The following is a 19,206-nucleotide window of genomic DNA, read 5'->3' as shown; positions in this document are numbered from 1 at the left end:
GTTCGAGGGGAGGCGGAGGCGGGGGCGGGGGGCGCCTTGCTCTGACCGTCCGGGGGATCGGACGCACTGGGAACGGCCGGATGTCCGCCCCACTCCTCCTCCAGCCGCTGGACGGCGGCCTGCGCACCGGCCCGGGCCTGGCGATTGGTCCACCACAGCTGGTGCACGACGAGGAGGAGGAGCACGAGGCCGAGGGTGACGAGGAGCTCGGCGGCGCACCAGAGGGAGCGGGCGAGGGAGGAGCGGCGGGGCGGTGGACGGCGGGACCACGGGCGATGGGACGACAGGCGCCGGGACGACGGGCGGCGCGGCGACGGGCGGCGGGAGCGTGGACCCCGCCGGGTTCGATGCGTGACGACGCGAACCACCCCGGCCTCCTCCCGGCGACTCGGCAGGGCCGCAAGATAGGGGCACGGCGGCGAAGAGACCAGCCCCACGAACGCGCCGTCGCGGCCGGGCCGCCGGAAAACCCCGGGCCACACCGACGACGAGGCCCATACACCCCGCCCCGGGTACGGCAGTACGGTGTCACCCATGCGCCCCGACACGCCTGCCGACCACGTCGACCACATCGCCGAAGCGGAGCGCCTGGAGCGCACCGCGGGCCTCTACCCGGAGGACGCGGAACACCTGCTGCTGCAGGCCGCGGCCCATCTGGAGCTGGCCGACGCCCGAGACCGCGCGACGACGCTCTACGACCAGCTGCTGTCCCCGTCGGCACCGCACCCGCCGGAGAACCCCACCCTGATCCGCGCGCTCAAGGCGGCGAACCTCTGGGAGTACGGCCACGAGGCGGAGGCCAGGGCGATCATCGACGGCGTACGCGGCCAGCGGCCGACGGACCCGGCCCCGTGGGTGATCGTGGCGGAGTCCCTGGAGTCCCACGACGAGCTGGACCAGGCGCAGGACACGTTCTCGCAGGCGCTGGCCCTCCTCCTCCCCGCGCCCGACCTCGAACCCCCCTACGCCACGCACCCGTTGCTCTACGGCCGCCACCGCGTGCGGCGCCTGCTCGGCGCCCCGCACGACAACTGGGACGAGCGCGCGGACCGCGTCCACCGGGCCCGCGCGGCGGCGTCGGGCCGCACGCCGGTGCCCCTGGACGAGCTCCACGACCCGAAGCGGATCTGGACCCTCGGCTCGGAGAACCCGGAGGAGATCCGCGCCGAGATCACCCGCCTCCAGGCGGAACTGGGCACGTACCGGGAGGCCCTGTCGCGCCCCTTCCCGGTAGCGGTCCTGCACTGGCCCGCCACGGAACTCACCGAGCTCCTGGCGGCGTATCCGGACCTCGCCACCGAATACCCCTCCCACGAGGCGCACTTGGCGACGATAGAGGCCTCGCTGCGCGAGCTCGCCCTCTCCGGCACCCCCAACCTCGGCATCGTCACCGGCACGGTCCCCTCCTACGAAGCCTTCGCCGCCTCCGAGTCCACACCCCCGTCGGACCCGACCCTCCTCCCCCAGTACGCGACGACACTGGCGGCCCGGGGGCGGGCGGCGGAGTGGCCGCCGAGGGGGTCGGAGGCTTGCTGGTGCGGGTCGGGGCGGGTCTACGGGGAGTGCCACGGCAAACAAGCCTGAGGCCTCTTTCCACCATCGAAGATCAGCCGAACCTGAGTGAAGGCACCGAACGTGCGACGTGGCGATGCCGAATCCCGCTCGCGCGTTCCGCTTCACCCAACCCATACTGATGCCATGCCCCCGAGCGCCTCATCCCCGGCTGTCGCCGCACGCATGAGTCGTCAAGCTTCCCGCGACACGGCACAAGAGCTGGCCGTGCGCCGACTCCTGCACGGCAAAGGGCTGCGCTATCGGGTGCACGTACCTGTCGCGGGGATGCCTCGCCGCACAATGGACGTAGCCTTCGGCAAGCTGCGCATCGCCGTGTTCCTCGACGGCTGCTTCTGGCACGGCTGCCCCGAACACGCCACGAGCCCACGGGCGAACGCGCAATGGTGGCGCTCGAAACTCGACCGGAACATGGCACGAGATCTGGAGACCACCAATCATCTGCGCTCCGAGGGCTGGACAGTACTGAGGTTCTGGGAGCACGAGCCGGCGGAGGCGATCGCAGACCGGGTCGCAGCCACTGTGATCGCCAGAAGGTCGTCACCCCCCTAGGAACTGGCGTCGAATGGCGCGATTCAGTCCGCGATCGTGACCCGTATCGAACATCAGAACTCGCCTGCACCCAATAGTGTGTAGACCTTGCGCGAGAGGGTGCGCCCACAGCTGGAATCGACGCCCTCCGACACACCCAGGGACCCGCGCCGACCGTGGAACGAACCCACGGAGGCACCGGATCGCTGCGGCTCGGATGCTTCAGTGAACGAGATCAAGGGGAATGGTCGCCTCTCATGGCCGATGAGTTCGACGGAATGTACGAGACATTCAAGGCAATCTTGGACAAGTTCTCCCCCGCTGAATCAGTCAAGCGGCTGGAGCAGTTCGGGATTGGCCCCGATATCATCGAGCAGATCCGCGAACGGCACGTGCGGCAAACCATCCGGATCAAGGAGCTCGAAGAGCCGCGCGCGGTGGTCCTGGGAAATCGCGACACCTGGTACACGGGCCCTCAGCCCAAGGACAAGTGCTGGCCGGCAATTGTTGACCTGCTCCGCAAGGACGATTGGCCCCAGGATCCCGCGATCAAGAATCTCGACGATTCCTCGACCCGCATCGTCTCGCTGCTGAACCATCCGAAGGAGCAAGCATTCTCCACCCGAGGTCTCGTCGTCGGGTACGTGCAGTCCGGCAAGACGACGAACTTCACCTCAGTGATGGCCAAGGCAGCGGACCGCGGCTACAAGCTGTTCATCGTGCTGGCCGGAATCCACAACGGTCTCCGCCGCCAGACCCAGGCCCGCCTGGTCCAGCAGCTCGTCGAGCCGAACCCCACGATGTGGTCACAGCTGACCGGCCTGGACAAGGATTTCACCCCACAGGAGAACCCGGCTTCGTACTTCGGGAAGAACAACAGAACCCACGTGCTCTGCGTGGTGAAGAAGAACGCGACGGTGCTGCGCAAGCTAGCAGAATGGCTCGCCAAGGCTTCTGACTACCTTGAGGACTGCCCTGCCCTGATCATCGACGACGAGGCAGACCAGGCCACCGTGGCAACGAACTCGATCAACCCACTGATCCTCAGGATCATGGGCAATCTACCGAGGTCCGCCTACGTCGGGTACACCGCTTCGCCCTTCGCGAACCTGCTCATCGACCCGAGCGCCGAAGACCTCTATCCCCAAGACTTCATCGTCAACCTTCCAAAACCCGAAGGGCACTTCGGCACGGAGGTCCTCTTCGGACGCTACGCGCTCGACGACGAGGACCCTGAGCAGCTTGACGACGGCTACGACATGATCCGCTCGGTCCCCGAGGACGACGTGGCATGCGTACGGCCTGCGACGAGGGCCGACGTCGACGGCTTCGAACCAGTCATCACCGATACGCTCCGCAAGGCGGTCGAGTACTTCTGGTTGGCCACGGCGGCACGACGGGTGAGGGCGACCGGCAACCCGCACAGCACGATGCTGATCCACACCAGCGTCAACACCTCGGTGCACAACAGCTTCAAGAGACCTCTTGAACACCTGCGCAACCGGTCGGCGCAGTCCCTGACGGATGCCGCGTTCCTCTCCCGGTTGCGCAGTACGTGGGAGGAGGAGACCGATCGCGTCCCGGCAGAGAGCTTCGGCGAGACGAAAGTACCGTTCGATCAATTGCTGACCGAGTTGCCGGGTGTCCTCGACAACTGCCGCGTCATCATGGACAACTCCAGCAGCGAGGACCGGCTGGACTACGAGAACGGACCTGTCGTCGCCATCGCTGTGGGCGGCAACACCCTCTCACGAGGACTGACGCTCGAAGGCCTTTCAGTCAGCTACTTCGTGCGCGCCGTATCGGCATACGACACACTGCTGCAGATGGGGCGTTGGTTCGGCTTCCGGAACAGCTATGCCGACCTGCCGCGGATTTGGATGACCGATGAGTTGGCCGAGTGGTTCCGGCACCTCGCCACGGTCGAGACGGAGATGCGACGCGACATCGACGTCTACATGACCGAGGACGAGACTCCCCGCACCTTCGCTGTCCGACTGCGCACCCACCCCGCCCTGCGTGTGACCGCCGCCGCCAAGATGAAAGACGCCGTCACCGCGGCTTCTTCGTACGGTGGCAAGCGGGTCCAGACCCACTACTTCCACACCAGCGAGGACTGGCTGAGCAGAAACATCAATGCTGCTCGCAATCTGGTCAAGGCCGCAACCACGAACGCCGTCAGGACGGAGGCGCGCCCGACAGAGGGCCGATACGTGTTCCGGTACGTCCCGCACAGCTTCGTCGTCGACTTCCTTTCGAGTTACAAGTTTCACGAGAAGTCCCCGGAAAACGACCCCGATTTGATCATAAAGTACATTCAGAAGCGGGTGACCACATCCGGCTCGCTCGGTCGGTGGAACATCGCGATCGTCGGCAACCCCAAGGGGGGCGCTTTCGTGTTCGCCCCGGGCGTGGCTGTCGGGCGGAACATCCGTGCTCGGCTCAAGGTCGACACTCCTCTTGACGACTTCGCTGACATCAAGACATTGATGAGCCGCCGCGACGCGGCAGTAGACCTTCCTGGGGATACGTCAAAGCTGACGGAGCAGGCCATCGCGGGGCAACGGCGAGAGCTTCTCCCAGACATCGGCCTGCTGGTTCTGTACCCGATCGACAAAGTGTCCGAGCCGATTCCGTCGAGCAATCCCCGGAAGAAGCTGTTGCGTGCCCCCTTGAATGCCGAGGAGCACGTGATCGGTGTCGGCTTGGTCTTCCCGGAGCCACGCGGTGAAGACAGCGAGGTGCACAACTACATCTCCGCTGACCTGTCCAACGTATTGATCGAAGAAGAGGACTTCAGCCTCCTCGACAGCGAGGACGAATGAGGGACGACTCACTCCGTAAGGCCGTCGACGAGCACTGGGCCAGGCTCGAGGAGGAGCAGACCACTGCTGACCGTCGGCTGCGCGTATCCGAACTGTCCGTCGTCTCCGAGCACGGCCCGCTGGCAGTGGCAGTCGATCGCGACAGGCATCGACACGTTCTGGTGCCGATCCCTTCCCACCGCAAGATCCGCCCCGGCCTGAACGGCCCCACTCTGCTCTTGCGCAAACGCCCGCTCGAGGGCGCGGACAGCTACCAGACCTATGCCGACCTCGCCTGCCTCCGCGAAGACCTCAACGACCTTTTCACGGAGCTGTGCGTCGACGTCCTGGACGAGGCCAAACGCCTGCCTCATAACCCAACCAAGGCGCTTTACCGCGCCCTTGACCGCTGGAAGGCCCTCTTCCGCACTCACAGCGACCCGTTGAACGCCGCGCAACTCTCCGGCCTTTACGGCGAGTTGCTTGTCCTCAACCGACTCGTCGCGAAGGACTCGAGCGCTCACAGATGCTGGCGTGGGCCCGACAGGTATCGCCATGACTTCGCCGCCGGCGTCACCGCCATCGAGGTGAAGTGCAGCACTGTCGATGACGGCCGAAAGGCGCGGATACACGGACTCGACCAACTCGAAGCGCCAGAGGGCGGAGTCCTCTGTCTGGCCTGGTTCCGTCTGCGGCGTACCAACGTGAGCGGTGTCGGCACAGGGCTCGTGGAGTCGATCGAGCAAGCGCTGCAACTGTGTGATGACGAGGGCGCGCTCTTGGAGTTGCTCGCAGGCGCCGGGTACCACCACCCTGCGGACACCGCTCGCTACCGCGACGTACGCTTCACCGTCGAAGAGGAGAGGTGGTACCGGGTCGACGCCGGCTTCCCCGGACTGACGGGCCGAGCCCTCGCTGCCGCAGGTGTACCCGTATCCATCACAGACGTCGAATACACCATCGACCTGTCCGGTGAGGCTCCCGCTCCACTCGCCCCTGGAGAGATCTCCCGAACGATCGACAAGCTGATCCAGGAGCCCGTGTGACAGCGACCAGGTGGTTCTCCCAGCCCTACCCTCCAGAGGGCGCGAGCGCGGCAGAGGGTATTCGCAACCAACTTGGGCGGCCGGAACTCGACCTGCTCACCATCCTGGTCCGTGAGTCGGCACAAAACAGCTGGGACGCTCGATCGACCCCACCCTCAGGTCCGGTCAGCTACTCCATCGACATGTGGGCGGTCGGCCCCGCGCACGCCAGAGCGTGGCGGGAACTGCTCCTTGACGGTGCCCCTACCGACGTGAAGAACTTCCCCCTGCGTGAGACGCTCCAACGCGGCCCCATCCAGATCCTCGCCGTCTCCGACCGGGGCACGCGAGGACTTGGAGGCCCCACTCGCGCCGATGACGCCGTAGACGCCGACCGGGACTTCGTATCCTTCATCCGCAACATCGGTGAACCGCGGGACATCGCACTGGGCGGCGGCACATACGGCTTCGGCAAGGGGATTTTCTACCTCCTGTCCAAGCCGGGAACCGTCCTCGTGCACTCCCGATGCCGCGATGCGCGAGGAAACTACGAAACCCGGCTCATCGGGTGCGCCCTGTGGAAGAGCTATGTGGCCACCGGCCTTGAAGGAGACCGTCGCTACACGGGTCGACACTGGTGGGGCGACAACTCAGGGGACGTCGTGGAACCCCTGGTCGACCGGGCGGCCGAGGCAATGGCCATGCGCCTCGGTCTCAAGCCCTTCGGACCCGAGGAGACCGGCACAACCATCGTCGTCGTCGACCCGAACCTGGACGAGCTCGCTCCGTCCGAGGCGGCCGAGTACCTGGCCGAGACCATCACCTGGCACCTCTGGCCCAAGATGCTCCCCGAGGACGGGAGCGCACCCTCCATGCGCTTCGCCGTCACCTGCGACGGCATCGAGCACCGCGTGCCCGATCCCAAGGAGACACGCCCGCTCAACATGTTCGTTGCCGCCTACGAGGCGATGCGTGGCCCGAGCGGCATCGACCTTCAATGCCTTAAGCCCAAGAGGCACTTGGGGCGGCTGGGCCTGGTCAAGAGGATCATGCCGCCGCTGGATCCGAGCCGCGCCTCCCGCATGCTCGACATCGAACACCTCATCCATCACGTGTGCTTGATGCGGCCCGCGGAACTCGTCGTCACATATCGGCCGGGCCCGAAGCCGCCGAGTGTGCACCAGGGGTACGCGGGTGTCTTCCGGGCCGACGAAGCCATGGATGAGATCTATGCGAAAGCCGAGCCTCCCACGCACGACGCCTGGAATCCACAGTCACTCGAACGGCCCGAGAGCACGTTTGTGCTTACGACATTCCGGCGCATCGGCGAATCGTTGGAGAGCCTGCTTTCCCTGGGAGGCACTACCCGTCCCGGCGCCAGCAATGTCGCTCTAGGAGCAGCCAGCTCGCTCTTCTCCGGACTGGTGGGGGGAGCCTGGGGCATTGGTGGCGCCACTGCCTACTCCAAGTCGGGCAGCACCTCCACGTACACTTCAAGGTCGAGTGACACAAAAGCGGCCACATCTCATCAACCCGGCCGCTCCGCTCCGGCAGGCGTGCGGAGCGGCCCGGGGCGGCGCTCCGCCGACGGGCCCGCGGGCCCTGCCGGTGTGGATTCCGACCAGCGCTCTGCGACTGATGGGCCGGGGAGCCGCGCGCCTGGGACACCGCGCCACCGACCACGGGTGCAGTACGTCGGTGACGCCTACTACGACGATCGTGGCACCGGCACAGTGCTTGTCCAAGAGTTCCTGCTTCCGGTACCCGGTCCTCAGCGGGTCCGCATCGATCTGGCCGTCACGCTTCCTGGCACCGGTGGGCGAGAGACGGATCCCCCCATCGGGGCGAGCATGCCCGTGCTCGTGGGTTGGGAGGACAAGGACGGTCGGCTGCACGACTCCGAGACCTGCGTCATCGAGGGCGAAGCCGAGGCTGTCTGGCGCGCTGTCGTGCGGCCCGCACCGGACACCGTGACGGAGATCGGGATCAAAGTCGAGGCAGTGAGGGGCCAGTGACCCGGCGCGTTCTTCCCTATCGCAGTCCGTCAGAGGACGTAGTTGCCGCCGACGGCTGGTCGCTGGTTACCGAAGACGGCGAGGTGGCCATGCCCGAGGCCCTGCCTGACTGGGACTACCAGATGGACCTGCATCTACGCAGAACCCTCCAGGTTGACCTCGACCGAACGCGATCGCAGTCGGGGTTGCCGACTGACGCGCCACTCACGCTCTCAGCCGTGTGGACAGCTACGGGGTCCAATCTCAGCGGCCCCGCACAGCATGTACGGCTGTCCGAACAGGGCACGGCAACAGTCACGTTGAACATTCGCCTGCGAGGCGCCGACCTGGGAGGTCTGCTACTGCTCGACACTGCTCTCGTCCTGGCCGAACGACGTGGCGACGCGCGCCCGTCCTCTCCCCGCCGGGCAGGCTCGGTGTTGTGGAGTGATCGAGAGTCGCTGCGCCTCCAAGGCGACGCGCCACAGTTCCCGATGGCTGTGATCGACTTCGATCGGACGTCCTTCCCGAGCAACGCCGCCTGGCACCTGCAGATCAGCGGGGGCTTGGAGAGCGCCACGATGGGTTCGTTGCTGTTGCTTGTCAACGAGCGCAACACAGTGACCGCCACCGCGTTCGAAAACGCGGGCAAACCGCGACCGGTGGACCGGGTCGTCCTCTCGGCGGTGTACGCGGACGCCGCTCGGATCATGATCGAGCACGCGCTCGGCACCGAAGACTTCGCTGAGGACTCCGCCTTTCCAGACGGCTCGCTGGGTGCCACCCTGGTCACCCTGTTCAATCAGCTGTTCCCGGGGCAGATGATCGCCGACGTTCGACTGCGCCAGCGACAGTCTCCTGCTTTGTTCGCCTCCGACCTGCAGGCAGCCGTCAAATTGTTCGAGGTGTCATGATGAGCTTCCTCTACCCCCGGTTGCTCGCCGCACAGGCCAGACCGCTCTTCGAGGAATACCGGCACCTTCCCATCACCAAGCTGACCGACCTCTCAGCCTTCAGCCATGAGTCGGCGGTGTATGTGGCCACTGGTGGTGATCGGATTTCCTCGAGTCAGCTCAGGGAACTGCGCGAAAGCGTGCTCGATCTCGCTGTGCAAGCCGGCTTCCCCAACGACTCGGATCGCGCGCGCAACGCCGACTTCGACCTTCGGCTCGCCGCGCTGCTGCACGCCGAGATGGGCATGGTCCCCGCAGAAGCCGCCTCCCGGGATGTCTGGGCCTTCCTCTCTCTGGTGCTGCTCCCGGACGTCGCCTTCTGGCGGTACCCACAGCCACCCAGAGATCGTGTCCTCGGCACGGATCTGACCCGCCATGTCTTCGGCCGCCTGTGGTGGCGAGCCCAGCTCGTGCGTTCCTCGGAAGACCCTGACCCTTACAGCGCCTTGAAGATCCTCGGCGAGGCCGCATTCGACCAGATCTACGCGCGCCGTGCCGCTCTCGGTGGAAGCCCGCACATGGTCCGGGCCATCCTCCACGTCTGGAAGGATCTCGATCTTGCTGGGCTGAACGAGCGTGAGACCCTTCGCGACTTCCTCAAAAGGCTACTGCGGCTCGCCCCGTTCGTACTCTTCGACGGCGTCGAGAGTGACGCGCTCCACCAGGAATTGCATGCGGTCGCCCAAGAATCCATCGATGCCCAGCGGCCGAGTTCCCCGCCCGCTCCGGCCATGACCACACAAAATGATCAAGGGCTGCACCGAAGTGGCGACAGAAGCCGGCCCTCGATGAGCGTGTCGCCCCGACAAGAGCCGACTGCAGTCGAAGCCAGGGCAGCGGGTTCCCACAGTTCCAATCGGTTGCGCTCAGTCGAGGTCTGCGCCGGCGCCGGAGCTCAGGCTTTGGGACTCGAGCGCGCCGGGTTCGATCCGGTCATCCTCATCGACAGCAAGGCCGACGCCTGTTTCACGATCGATCTCAACAGGTCGGAGTGGAACGTCGTTTGCATGGATGTCATGGAATTCCAACCGATCATGTTTCCCGATGTTTTCGATGCCGATCTGGTGAGCGGCGGCCTCCCCAGAGTCAGATCCTCTGCCAGTATCGGGCGCACTGAAGATGCGGAGGAACGCAAGGTACTCAGGGCCGTGGTCGGGCTGGCGCGCGCCATCGGACCGAAGGCCGTGCTGCTGGAGAACGTCCCGGACCTGGTGGAAAGTTCCGACTTCGAACTCGATCGTTCCTGGATCGAGTCGGAGCTCGAAGGCGCCGGTTACCACTCGAGTTGGAAGGTTCTCAACGCCGCGGACTTCGGCGTGCCGCAGAACCGCAGAAGCGGGTTCTTGGTGGGCCTGCGGGACCCGTACTTCTCACGCTTCTCATGGCCTGTGCCGACAGATCAGCCTCCTCCTACAGTCGGCCAGGTACTCGGCCGCTCCATGTCCGCAAACGGTTGGCCCGGTGCGGAACGCTGGATCAAGGGCGCCGACCGCATCGCACCGCCTCTCGTCGGGGGTTCTGAACGACGCGGCGGGGCAGACCTCGGCCCGACCGGCAGCAAGAGGGCTTGGGCCACGCTCGGCGTGAACGGCAACAGCCTCGGCAACGAACCACCGGACGCGGACTTCCCCGCAGACGAGCACCCCAAGCTGACCCTCGACCAGGCTGCGGCGATCCAGTCGTTCCCTGCGGACTGGCAGTTCTCCGGCGGCAAGACATCGCGCTATCGCCAGATCGGTCATGCCATGCCTCCCCCTGTCGCCACCGCCGTCGGGCGTGCCATCGCGGCCGCCCTGCACGGCTAAGATCGCCTCATGCGCATGCCCGGTCCCCTTGAATCCGCCCCCATCACAGTTATTGATCTTTTTGCTGGATGCGGTGGCTTCACCCAGGGATTCCATGCGTTCCGCCCGGAGGGGGCCGAGGACAGCGGTCCCGTGTTTCACAGCATCGCCGCAGTGGAGCACGACGCCGCAGCCGCTGCCACATATGCCGTGAATTTCGGACAAGCCAGGCCAGACAAGGATATTCCGCCCGCCCGCGTCCACTTCGGCGACATCGAAGAGTGGGATCCCACACCCGAGGCGCTGCACGCGGACGTGGTGGTGGGCGGCCCTCCCTGTCAAGGCTTCTCGGCACTGAATCGCGAGAAGAAGGGCAGCGAAAGAAATCGTCTGTGGGAAGACTACGTTCGCATTGTGGCAAAGGTTCGCCCAAAGGTTTTTGTGATCGAGAATGTTGATCGATTTCTCAAATCAGACGAGTTCCAGAACCTGCTCAGCCAGGTGGACAAAGGCGGCCTGCTTGAGGACTACCTGCTCGTCGACCCTCCCGGCCACACACCGATGGACTCGCCAGAAAAGAAGAACAAGCGCTACCTCCTCAACGCCGCAGATTATGGAGCAGCTCAGGCGCGCCGGCGGGCCATCGTCATCGGTATACGGCGTGACGTGAGCGGACGCACGATGGCATATCCGAGTGCGACCCACGTGCGGCGGCCGAAGCGCGGTCCCGAATCCTCCGATCGACCGTTTGAAACCATCGATGCCGGTATCACGTACTGGCAGGCGGTGGACAACGTGTTCGACGAATCGTCACAACTTGCGCTGCGTGGCACCGAACTGCCGGACAGCAAGGACCATATCGTCGAGATCGATGCTGTAGTGCCAGGTGTTTTCTCGACCAAGGACCTGCACTTCGGCCGCAATCCAGAGCCGCTTTCAAGAGGTCGGTACCTTGCTATCCCCGAAGGCGGGAACCGGAAGGACCTTCAGGGAAAGTGGTACACGATTGACAGCGACGGCGGCATTCAAATCTTCGACTCCCCGAGCCCTGCAGGGGTGACGACCCCCGTCAAGTACCTCTCCACCACGAGCTGGGACAATCACAACACCGGCTCCGGTGACGTCATGGGAAGACTCCGCAAGGGCGAGCCTTCGGTGACCATTCGAACCGAGTTCTTCAAACCTGAGAAGGGCCGCTATCTTCACCCGACAGCCCCTCGCCCGATCACCCATTACGAAGCCGCACGGATTCAGGGCTTCCCTCTCGATTTCCGTTGGTGCGGCTCGAAAATCGATATCGCTCGACAGATCGGCAACGCTGTCCCCATCCCGCTCGGCACCGCTATCGCCTCGGCGATCCACTCCTTCTTGCGCGGCTGATCCAGGGAGAGGGTCCTGACGCCCTCAAACGTCGGCAGCTTAGGTAGATTTTTCACTCAGCCCAAAGACCGGCCCCAAAGGCATCCCGGAAGCGAGGCGCAAGCATGGCGAAGGTCCAGGTACCGACGGCGGTCGTCGCGGCAGGTGGGCTCGTTGGTGGGTACGCCACCGCCCGGTTCACCAAGAAGCGGCCCCTCGGTGGGGTCGTGCTTGCCGTCGCCGGGGCCGTCGCGGCCAAGGGGTGGCAGGAGCGGGCCGGGGGCACGGCCGCCGTCGCGCTCGGCGCCGCGTACGTCGCCGCCTTCGCCGGGTCGCATCCGCTCGCCAAGAAGGTGGGGGCCTGGCCCGCCGTGTTCGGGGTCGCCGGGGCGGTGGGGCTCGCCTCGTGGGCCGTGGCGGACCGGCGCCCGTAGCGGAAGCGGGCCAGCGGCGCCTACGCGCTGCTTCCGGCAGCCCCGCCCGCCCCCGGCCGGAACTGCCGCGCGAACCCCGCCACCGCGAGCACGGCGCCGCCACCTGCCACCACGAACACCACCCAGGCCAGCGGCCACAGCGACGCGTCCGGGGACTCATGGGTCAGGAACGACGCCAGGAGGAGCCCGGCCGGGGGTGCGGCCACCACCGGGAGGACCCAGTACAGGCGGTCGCGGTAGCCGAAGTAGGCCGCGAGGGCCAGGACCGTGACGACGACGCCGGTGATGCCCATGTCCGTGACGGGGGTCGTCTCGTTGATGTCGCCCGGTGAATCCGCGCGGTTGCGCAGGTCCCAGGGCAGGAACAGGAGGTACGTGGCGGCTGCCAGGCCCGCCCCGAGCAGGCGGACCGTCCCGCGCTCCAGGAGGGGGCGGGCGGGCAGGGGGCTCAGTGCGCTCATGTGTACGACGATGGCGTGCGGGCCGTGGGTGCCGCCTGAGTACGCGTACTCAAGTACCGTCCGGGCGAGCACAGTTCCCCGCGCGACGGCCCCCTCCATCGGAGCCCATCGGAACCCGCCGGAGCCCATCGGAACCCGCCGGGGCCCGGCAGAGCCCGCCGGGGTCCCGGTCGCACCCCGGCCCCGCCCCGGCCCCGCCCCGCCCCGCCATCAGCCCACGAACAGCCGCGACACCGAGTAGATCGCCAGGCCCGCGAGCGACCCCACCACCGTGCCGTTGATGCGGATGAACTGGAGGTCGCGGCCGATGTGCGCCTCGATCTTCTTCGAGGTGTGGTCCGCGTCCCAGCCGGCCACGGTGTCGGAGATGAGGGACGTGATCTCGTCGCGGTACGTCGTCACGACGTACACCGCGGCGCCCTCGACCCAGCCGTCGACCTTGTCCTGGAGCCGGGCGTCCCCCGCCATCCGCGCGCCGAGCGAAAGGAGGGCCGCCCGCACCCGCAGGCGCAGCTCGCTGCGCTCGTCCTCGGCGGCGGCCACGATCATCTGGCGGACCGCCGACCAGGCGGAGGCGATCAGGTCCTGCACCTCGCCGCGGGCGAGGACCTCGCGCTTGAGGTGCTCCACGCGCGCCCGGGTGTCCGAGTCGGACTGCAGGTCGGCGGCGAAGTCGGTGAGGAAGCGGTCGAGGGCGCCGCGCGCGGGGTGCTCGGGCATGTCACGCATCTCGGTGACGAAGCGGAGCAGCTCCCGGTAGACGCGCTCGCCGACCTTCTTGTCCACGAACCGGGGGGTCCAGCCGGGCGCGCCGCCCTGCACCGCGTCCATGACCTGGTCCGAGTGCGCGACCAGCCAGTCGTGGGCGCGGACGCACACCAGGTCGACGACCCGCTCGTGCCCGCCGTCCGCGACGACCTTCTCCAGCATCTTCCCCATGCCGGGCGCGATCTCCTGTGCGTCCGCACGGCGCGTGATGGCCTCGCCGACGACGGCCTGCACGTCCGAGTCGCGCAGCACGGTCAGGGCGCCGCGCAGCGCCGTGGCCAGCTCGGCCGTCACGCGGTCGGCGTGCTCCGGCTCGGCGAGCCAGGCGCCGAGGCGGCTGCCGATGCCCACGGCGCGCAGCCGCTGGCGTACGACGGTCTGGGAGAGGAAGTTCTCGCCCACGAAGTCGCCCAGGGACGCGCCCAGCTGGTCCTTCTTCTTGGGGATGATCGCGGTGTGCGGGATGGGGATGCCCAGCGGGTGGCGGAACAGGGCCGTGACCGCGAACCAGTCGGCGAGCGCGCCGACCATGCCCGCCTCCGCCGCGGCCGCGACGTAACCGGCCCAGGCGCCCGCGCCCTCGTGCTGCGCCCACTTCGCGAGGACGTACACGACCGCGACGAACAGGAGAAGGCCCGTCGCCGTGAGCTTCATCCGGCGCACGCCGCGCCGCTTCTCCTCGTCGGCGGCGCTGTAGGTGAAGCCGGCCGCGCCCGCGGCGCCCGCGTCCTGGGGCGGGCCGACGGCAGGGGCTTGCCGCCCCACGGCCTCTTCGACCCGGTCCGTGCCCTTCGTGCTTTCCATCGCTGCGCCCCGTCTCGCGTGGTTCCTCGTACGCATTGTCCCTTCGGGGACCTTCCGGGACCTCTCCGGAGAGAAACGCGGGTCCCCTCCAGACCTACTCCCGGAACGAACCACGAGTTCCCGGCGTCTGAGTGGGCGGAGGGGGCCGTGTCGGCTTCCCCGCGGCCCATGGCGCATCATGGGGTCATCACACCGGAGCCTCGGGCTCCCCCTGCCCGAGGAGAAAAAGGCCGCATGACCAAGCGTCACGGTTATGCACTGCTGGCCGCTTTGCTCGCGGTCACCGTGGTCGTCTCGGCCGCCATATACCTCGGCGCCACGGGCGCCGACGACGCCAAGGACGGGCTCGGCGCGAGCCCCCGCGCACCGCGCAACTCCGCGGCCCCGGCCTCGGCCGGCACCTGGGTCGGGACCTGGTCCGCGTCACCGGCGGGCGCCGAGCCCGGCACGGAGGCGAACGGCCTGGCGGGCCGCTCCGTGCGCAACGTGGTGCACACCAGCGTCGGCGGCGACAGCGCCCGCGTCACCCTCTCGAACCTGTACGGCGCGCAGCCGCTGACGATCACGCACGCCTCCCTCGCGGTGGCCGCCGCCGCCAACACCCCGGACGCGGCCCCCGGCACCCTGCGCCGCCTCACCTTCCGGGGCGAGACGTCCGTCGTCGTCCCGCCCGGCCGGCAGGTCGTCAGCGACGCGGCGCGGCTGCGCGTCCCGCACGACGCCGACCTGCTGGTCACCACGTACTCGCCGACGCCGTCGGGCCCGGTGACGTACCACCCGCACGCCCGCCAGATCTCGTACGTGGCCGACGGGGACCGGGCCGAGGACGCGACCGGGGCGGCGTACCACGAGCAGAGCCCGTACTGGCGGTACGTCTCCGCCGTGGACGTCCTCAGCAGCGACACCGACGGCACGGTCGTCGTCATCGGGGACTCCATCACCGACGGCATCACGTCCAGCATGGGCGCCAACCGCCGCTGGACCGACGTCCTCGCGGACCGGCTGCGCCAGGAGGCCGGCGCGCCGCGCTACAGCGTCGTGAACCAGGGCATCAGCGGCAACCGCGTCCTGTCCGACGGGCGCCCCGGCCGCTCGGCCGAGGCGCCCGCGGGCAACCCCAGCGGTCTGTCCCGCTTCGACCGCGACGTCCTCGGCCGCAGCGGCGCCAAGGCCGTCGTGATCGCCCTCGGCATCAACGACATCCTGCGCAACCCGCGGCAGACCGACGCCGGGCGCATCCTCGACGGGCTGCGGGAGCTGACCCGCCAGGCCCACACCCGCGGCCTGCGCGTCGTCGGCGCCACGCTCATGCCGTTCGGCGGCCACCGCGGCTACACCCCCGCCCTGGATGCGGTGCGGCGGTCCGTCAACGCCGAGATCCGCTCCGGCAGGGTCTTCGACGACTTCGTGGACTTCGACAAGGCCCTGCGCGACCCGTACGACCCCCGCAAGCTCCTCGGCCGCTACGACTCGGGCGACAGCCTCCACCCCAGCGACGCGGGCTTCCGCCGCATGGGCGAGGCCTTCGACCTGTCGGACCTGAAGGGGTCGGGCGCGGCCGAGCTCTGAGCCGGGCCGGGCGGGCGGGCGGCCCGAGGGTGATCGTCGCGCGAGGGGCGTATGTGTGTTAGAGTCGCAGCGTTGCAGTTGTGGTACCCATGAACCTATGTGCGCCTGACGGGAATGTTTCCTCGGGCGCATTATTTGTTTTTCCGGCATCTCCGGATGGGGCCCCTGTCTAGAAGGAGAATGTCATGGCACAGGGAACCGTGAAGTGGTTCAACTCGGAAAAGGGCTTCGGCTTCATCGAGCAGGACGGCGGCGGCCCCGACGTCTTCGCCCACTACTCGAACATCGCCACCCAGGGCTTCCGTGAGCTCCAGGAGGGCCAGCGCGTGTCCTTCGACGTCACGCAGGGCCAGAAGGGCCCGCAGGCGGAGAACATCGTCCCCGCCTAATCGCCGGACGCGTATCCGCTGGCCGGGGTCCGCACCGTCACGGTGCGGACCCCGGTTTGTGCTGTTTCCAGGAAGGCAAGTACCCGCATGTCCCGCAGGCCCCAGAAGCCGAACCGGCGCGCGTCGTCATCCAAGGCGTCCCCGTCGTCCCGGTCCTCCCGGTCGTCCAAGACGTCCGCGTCCCAGGCGCCGTCCGTGAAGGAATTCCGGCTGCCGGAGAACACGACACCCGCGCTTCCCGCCGTTGCGGACTTCGCTGACCTGGACATGCCCACGGGACTGCTGAAGACCCTGGCCGCACAGGGAGTGACCACCCCGTTCCCGATCCAGGCCGCCACGCTGCCGAACTCGATCGCCGGGCGCGACCTGCTCGGCCGCGGCCGCACCGGCTCCGGCAAGACGCTCGCCTTCGGCCTCGCGCTGCTCGCGCGCACGGCCGGCCTGCGCGCCGAGCCCAAGGCGCCCCTCGCCCTCGTCCTCGTCCCCACGCGTGAGCTCGCGCAGCAGGTCACGGACGCCCTGACCCCGTACGCGACCGCGGTGAACCTGCGCCTCGCCACCGTGGTCGGCGGGCTCTCCATCACCAAGCAGGCCGGCACGCTCCGGCGCGGCGCCGAGGTCCTCGTGGCCACCCCCGGCAGGCTCAACGACCTCGTGGAGCGCGGGGACTGCGTGCTCGGCGACGTCCGCGTCACCGTGCTCGACGAAGCCGACCAGATGACCGACATGGGCTTCCTGCCGCAGATCACCAAGCTGGTGGAGCGCGTGCGGCCCGGCGGTCAGCGGCTGCTCTTCTCGGCCACCCTGGACCACAACATCGACCGCCTGGTGCAGCGGTTCCTGACCGACCCCGTGGTGCACTCCGTGGACCCGTCCGCGGGCGCGGTGACCACCATGGAGCACCACGTGCTCCACGTCCAGGACGAGACCGACAAGAAGGCCGTCACCACGCGCATCGCCGCCCGTGACGGCCGGGTGATCCTCTTCCTCGACACCAAGCGGTCCGCCGACCGGCTCGCCAAGCGGCTCCTGGCCGTCGGCGTCCGCGCGGCCGCGCTGCACGGCGGCCGTTCCCAGCCGCAGCGCAACCGCACCCTGGAGCAGTTCAAGAACGGGCAGGTCACCGCCCTGGTGGCGACGAACGTCGCGGCCCGGGGCATACACGTCGACGATCTCGACCTGGTCGTGAACGTCGATCCCCCCGCCGACCACAAGGACTACCTCCACCGCGGCGGCCGCACGGCCCGCGCCGGTGACTCCGGCAGCGTGGTCACGCTGGTCCTGCCCGAGCAGAAGCGCGACGTCACCCGGCTCATGTCGGACGCGGGCATCCGCCCCCGTACGGCCCGCGTCACGTCGAGCGACGCGGAGCTGGCCGACATCACCGGCGCCCGCGAGCCCTCCGGCGTGGCCGTCACCATCGAGGTGCCCCAGCCGACGGCACCGGCGGCAGGACGCTCCGGCCGGACGTCCGGCTCCGAGCCGCGCAGGCGCTCCGGCCGCGGCCGCCGTGGCGGCGGCGGGGCCAAGGCCACGACGGGTACCGCGACCGGCACCGGCGGCACGACCGGCGGCCGGAGCACGGAGCGCCGGGCGAAGACCGGCGGGACGACGGCGGGCGCGGCCTCCGGCCGTGGTTCCGGCCGCAGGACCGCGGCCGGTGCGGGCGCCGGTACCGGTGCCGCCGCCGCAGGCAAGGCCACCCGCGGCTCCGGTCGGCGTACGACGGCCGACCGCGCCAAGGGCAGCGCCGGCGGCGGACGCCGCGGCTCCGGAGCCGCGTGACCGGCGCTCGGGCCCGAGGGCGCTGAACGAAGCTGAACGAAGCTCAACGAAGCGGAGAGGCCGCGTGCACCACGGTGTACGCGGCCTCTCCGCTGCCCGCCCCCGGGCCCGCACCGGCTCACAGCCCCGCGAACGCCTTCACCACCCGGCGCGCCTGGGCGAACAGCATGCCGACGTTCACGGACTTGCGGCACACGGCCACGGCCACGACGTCCTGGCTGTCGTTCATGCGGATGAACAGATGCGTCAAGTGCTCGCTGTTCACCAGGATTTCCTGGAAGTAGTGCTGATCGCCGCTGACGCCGCGGCGCTCCTTGAAGACGTCCTCGATCATCACCACGGTGCGGCCCTGGAAGAGGTCGAGGGTCGCCCCCGAGAGCAGGTCGAGGACCTCCGGCGGGTGGGAGTCCACCGTCTCGAACGACAGCAGCATGCCGGTGGCCATGTCGACGACCCCGCTGGCGACGCAGTCCGGTGTCTCCTCACGCAGCGCCTTCACCAGGGCCGCGCACTGGTCCGAGAAGTTCTGTGGCATCCGTTTGGCCGTCATGTCCTCACGCCCTGCCCGTCAGGATGGTGCCGATCCGCCGCAGGACGGGCTGGGACTCCCGGTGCAGCCGGTCGAGGTCGAGGCCCTCGTCGCCCAGGACGACGAAGAGGGCCTTGTCCCCGACCGCGTACACCGCAGCGCAGCCGCGGCTGCCGTACGACACCGTCCTGCGCAGCGTGCCCCTCTCGGTCGCGGAGACCATGCGCTGGGCCAGGCCCAGGCTGGCCGCGGCGAGCGCGGCGAGGCCCTCGGGATTGATCGCCTCGTCGGTGTCGGAGACGATGAGCAGTCCGTCGGCCGCCGCCACCGCCGTGTCCGTGACCCCCGCCAACTGCTCGCGCAGTCCTCTCATTTCCGTGGTCAATGCCTCGTGGTTCATTCCCTGCCCCCTCGCTCACGTGCTGCTGACCCATGGGTGTTCCGG

17 protein-coding genes and 1 pseudogene are annotated in these 19,206 nt (G+C 68.2%); 12 read left to right on the top strand and 6 right to left on the bottom strand.

The window, feature by feature from the left end:
- Positions 1-185: pseudogene (locus IG74_RS54815) on the bottom strand (class E sortase); the annotation flags it as partial.
- A 349-nt stretch (positions 186-534) separates the two neighbouring features.
- Here IG74_RS54815 and IG74_RS0138130 point away from each other — a divergent pair.
- From IG74_RS0138130 to IG74_RS0138095, 9 genes are all read left to right on the top strand, one after another.
- Complete coding sequence (locus tag IG74_RS0138130; protein ID WP_030686895.1) at positions 535-1,584, top strand: SEC-C domain-containing protein; 1,050 nt, start codon at positions 535-537, stop codon at positions 1,582-1,584.
- Positions 1,585-1,698: 114 nt separating this feature from the next.
- Entirely contained in the window at positions 1,699-2,124 is a 426-nt protein-coding gene (locus tag IG74_RS50085; RefSeq protein ID WP_234334582.1) for a very short patch repair endonuclease, read from the top strand.
- 236 nt (positions 2,125-2,360) lie between these two features.
- Positions 2,361-4,928 carry a Z1 domain-containing protein gene (locus IG74_RS0138125; protein ID WP_030686893.1) on the top strand — a complete coding sequence of 856 codons (2,568 nt, stop codon included), beginning with the start codon at positions 2,361-2,363 and terminating at the stop codon, positions 4,926-4,928.
- Positions 4,925-5,953: a PD-(D/E)XK motif protein gene (locus IG74_RS0138120; RefSeq protein ID WP_030686892.1), complete on the top strand. Its 1,029-nt coding sequence runs from the start codon at positions 4,925-4,927 to the stop codon at positions 5,951-5,953. Before IG74_RS0138125 ends, IG74_RS0138120 begins: the two co-directional genes overlap by 4 nt.
- Positions 5,950-7,947: a hypothetical protein gene (locus tag IG74_RS0138115; RefSeq protein ID WP_030686890.1), complete on the top strand. Its 1,998-nt coding sequence runs from the start codon at positions 5,950-5,952 to the stop codon at positions 7,945-7,947. Before IG74_RS0138120 ends, IG74_RS0138115 begins: the two co-directional genes overlap by 4 nt.
- Entirely contained in the window at positions 7,944-8,840 is an 897-nt protein-coding gene (locus IG74_RS52925; protein ID WP_199818947.1) for a hypothetical protein, read from the top strand. The genes IG74_RS0138115 and IG74_RS52925 overlap by 4 nt, the downstream gene beginning before the upstream one ends.
- Positions 8,837-10,684, top strand: coding sequence for a DNA cytosine methyltransferase (locus IG74_RS54490; protein ID WP_324607529.1), 1,848 nt, complete (start codon positions 8,837-8,839; stop codon positions 10,682-10,684). Before IG74_RS52925 ends, IG74_RS54490 begins: the two co-directional genes overlap by 4 nt.
- A gap of 9 nt (positions 10,685-10,693) precedes the next feature.
- Positions 10,694-12,043 carry a DNA cytosine methyltransferase gene (locus tag IG74_RS0138100; protein ID WP_234334581.1) on the top strand — a complete coding sequence of 450 codons (1,350 nt, stop codon included), beginning with the start codon at positions 10,694-10,696 and terminating at the stop codon, positions 12,041-12,043.
- A 104-nt stretch (positions 12,044-12,147) separates the two neighbouring features.
- Complete coding sequence (locus IG74_RS0138095; RefSeq protein WP_030686885.1) at positions 12,148-12,456, top strand: hypothetical protein; 309 nt, start codon at positions 12,148-12,150, stop codon at positions 12,454-12,456.
- A 20-nt stretch (positions 12,457-12,476) separates the two neighbouring features.
- Here IG74_RS0138095 and IG74_RS0138090 read toward each other — a convergent pair whose 3' ends face one another.
- Together IG74_RS0138090 and IG74_RS0138085 are read right to left on the bottom strand one after the other, a co-directional pair.
- Positions 12,477-12,917, bottom strand: a complete 441-nt coding sequence (locus IG74_RS0138090) for a hypothetical protein (protein ID WP_051856257.1) — start codon at positions 12,915-12,917, stop codon at positions 12,477-12,479.
- A 210-nt stretch (positions 12,918-13,127) separates the two neighbouring features.
- Positions 13,128-14,489, bottom strand: coding sequence for a DUF445 domain-containing protein (locus IG74_RS0138085; protein WP_030686881.1), 1,362 nt, complete (start codon positions 14,487-14,489; stop codon positions 13,128-13,130).
- A gap of 234 nt (positions 14,490-14,723) precedes the next feature.
- Between IG74_RS0138085 and IG74_RS0138080 the strand changes: the two genes are divergently transcribed.
- Together IG74_RS0138080 and IG74_RS0138075 are read left to right on the top strand one after the other, a co-directional pair.
- A complete protein-coding gene (locus IG74_RS0138080) occupies positions 14,724-16,058 on the top strand; it encodes an SGNH/GDSL hydrolase family protein (RefSeq protein ID WP_030686879.1) in 1,335 nt (444 codons plus the stop codon).
- 185 nt (positions 16,059-16,243) lie between these two features.
- Positions 16,244-16,447, top strand: a complete 204-nt coding sequence (locus IG74_RS0138075) for a cold-shock protein (RefSeq protein WP_007502648.1) — start codon at positions 16,244-16,246, stop codon at positions 16,445-16,447.
- Here the strand turns inward: IG74_RS0138075 and IG74_RS53745 are convergent.
- Complete coding sequence (locus IG74_RS53745; RefSeq protein ID WP_234334580.1) at positions 16,444-16,716, bottom strand: hypothetical protein; 273 nt, start codon at positions 16,714-16,716, stop codon at positions 16,444-16,446. The two genes, IG74_RS0138075 and IG74_RS53745, sit on opposite strands and share 4 nt — an antisense overlap.
- Between IG74_RS53745 and IG74_RS0138065 the strand changes: the two genes are divergently transcribed.
- A complete protein-coding gene (locus IG74_RS0138065; RefSeq protein WP_420710014.1) occupies positions 16,709-18,232 on the top strand; it encodes a DEAD/DEAH box helicase in 1,524 nt (507 codons plus the stop codon). The genes IG74_RS53745 and IG74_RS0138065 overlap by 8 nt on opposite strands.
- Positions 18,233-18,350: 118 nt before the next feature.
- Here IG74_RS0138065 and IG74_RS0138060 read toward each other — a convergent pair whose 3' ends face one another.
- Together IG74_RS0138060 and IG74_RS0138055 are read right to left on the bottom strand one after the other, a co-directional pair.
- Complete coding sequence (locus IG74_RS0138060) at positions 18,351-18,782, bottom strand: hypothetical protein (protein WP_030686864.1); 432 nt, start codon at positions 18,780-18,782, stop codon at positions 18,351-18,353.
- Positions 18,783-18,786: 4 nt separating this feature from the next.
- Entirely contained in the window at positions 18,787-19,161 is a 375-nt protein-coding gene (locus tag IG74_RS0138055) for a roadblock/LC7 domain-containing protein (protein WP_030686862.1), read from the bottom strand.
- Between the last annotated feature and the right edge of the window lie 45 nt (positions 19,162-19,206).

Source organism: Streptomyces sp. NRRL B-1347, assembly GCF_000720325.1.
Classification (GTDB): domain Bacteria; phylum Actinomycetota; class Actinomycetes; order Streptomycetales; family Streptomycetaceae; genus Streptomyces.
The sequence above is the reverse complement of the archived record's forward strand: the minus strand, read 5'-3'. Positions and strand labels throughout refer to the sequence as shown.